This is a genomic window from Hydrogenophaga sp. (assembly GCF_036675665.1).
Lineage (GTDB): Bacteria > Pseudomonadota > Gammaproteobacteria > Burkholderiales > Burkholderiaceae_C > Hydrogenophaga.
In genome coordinates this window covers 1-1,863 of the sequence record NZ_JAKFEO010000057.1, presented here as the reverse complement: position 1 = coordinate 1,863, position 1,863 = coordinate 1, and the positions used below count along the sequence as shown (strand labels likewise).

The 1,863-nt window shown below is 64.8% G+C and carries 1 protein-coding gene and 1 pseudogene; both read left to right on the top strand.

All coding sequences use genetic code 11. The features are described 5' to 3' along the window. Window positions 1-1,292 (top strand): NCS1 family nucleobase:cation symporter-1 (locus tag V6M63_RS18130; RefSeq protein WP_332744089.1); only part of this gene is annotated, 1,292 nt, incomplete at its 5' end. Between the two features lie 76 nt (window positions 1,293-1,368). Then, window positions 1,369-1,863 (top strand): annotated as a pseudogene (locus V6M63_RS18125) (dihydropyrimidinase); the annotation flags it as partial.

The following is a 1,863-nucleotide window of genomic DNA, read 5'->3' as shown; positions in this document are numbered from 1 at the left end:
CCTACACCATGGCCAGCTCCATGCTCGACCAGGGCTTCACCTGGCAGATGGCGGTGTGGCTGGTGTTCCTGGCCAACTGCATCGTGTTGGTGCCCATGCTGCTCATTGGCCGCGTGGGGCCCAGATACGGTGTGCCGTTCCCGGTGCTGGCGCGGGCCTCGTTCGGCGTGAAGGGCGCCAACCTGCCAGCCGTGTTGCGCGGGCTGGTGGCCTGCGGCTGGTTCTCCATCAACTGCTACTTCGGCGCGCTGGCGCTGCATGGCTTTCTGAACATCATGGGCGCGGGCCTGGCGGGGCCGGCCGAGGGGGAGACCATCAGCACCTCGCAGCTCATGTGTTTCCTCGCCTTCTGGGCCTTGCACATCTGGTTCATCTGGAAAGGTCTGGAATCGATCCGCGTGCTGGAAGTGATTGCCGCGCCGCTGATGATCGGCGCGTCCATTGTGCTGGTGGTGGTGCTCATGATGAAGGTGCCTGCGGGTGAACTCTTCAACCTGCCTGCCAAGGTGGTGGAGGGTGGTCCCAAGACCTGGGCCGCACTCACCGGCCTGGTGGGTTTCTGGGCCACGCTGGCACTCAACATCCCTGATTTCACACGCTTTGCCAAGTCGCAAAAGGACCAGGTCGTGGGCCAGGCGATTGGCCTGCCGATTCCCATGGCGCTGTTTTCCATGGTGGGCATCATCGGCTTTTCGGCCTCGTCCATCCTGTACGGCAAGGCGCAACTGTTCCCCGACGGCCTGCTCACCCAGATGGGCAGCTTTGCCGCCGGTGTGGGCCTGCTTGTGATCCTGCTGGCCAACCTGACCACCAACGTGGCCGCCAACCTGGTGTCGCCGTCGTACGACTTCAGCCAGGTCGCCCCGTCGAAGATCAGCTTTCGCACCGGCGGCCTGATCGCAGCGGTCATCGGCCTGCTGTTCATGCCCTGGAAGCTGCTGGCCACTTCGGGCGGCTACCTGTTCACCTGGCTGGGCGGTTACGGCACGCTGCTGGGCGCCATCGCCGGCATTTTGCTGGTGGACTACTACTTGGTGCGCAAGAGCGTGCTCAAGGTGGACGACCTCTACCGCCGAGGCGGCGACTATGAATACAGCAACGGCTGGAACCTGCACGCGCTCATCGCCTTCGCGCTGGGCGTGCTGCCCTGCCTGCCGGGCTACCTGGCCGTCTCAGGCGTGGTGGACAAGGCCGCCGTGCCGGGTCTGCTGCTGAACCTGTTCGACTTCGGCTGGTTCTTCAGCCTGGCCGTGGCCGGCAGCTACTACTACCTGACCGCCAAGAAGAAGTGACCCCTTGGCCCTGCCTGGGCCTGGTGCCAGCGCAGGGTCATTTTTGATCTGATCCGTATCCCTGAAGGAGACCCCCATGAGCCAAGCCCTTGTGATCCGCGGTGGCACCGTGGTCAACGCCGACCGCGAACAACTGGCCGACGTGCTGTGCGTGGATGGCCGCATCGTGGCCGTGGGCGAGCGTGCGACCGAACTGGCACCGGCAGGGGCGCAGTCCCTGGACGCTAGCGGCCAGTACGTGCTGCCCGGCGGCATCGATCCGCACACCCACATGCAGCTGCCGTTCATGGGCACCGTCACCATGGACGACTTCTTCACCGGCACGGCCGCGGGCCTGGCCGGCGGCACCACCAGCATCATCGACTTCGTGATCCCCGACCCGCAGGAACCCATCCTGGACGCCTACCGCAAGTGGCGCGGCTGGGCGGAAAAGTCAGCGGCCGACTACTCCTTCCACGTGGCCATCACCTGGTGGAGCGAGCAGGTGCGCGCCGACATGGGCACGCTGGTGCAGGAAGAGGGCGTGAACAGCTTCAAGCACTTCATGGCCTACAAGAACGCCATCATGTGC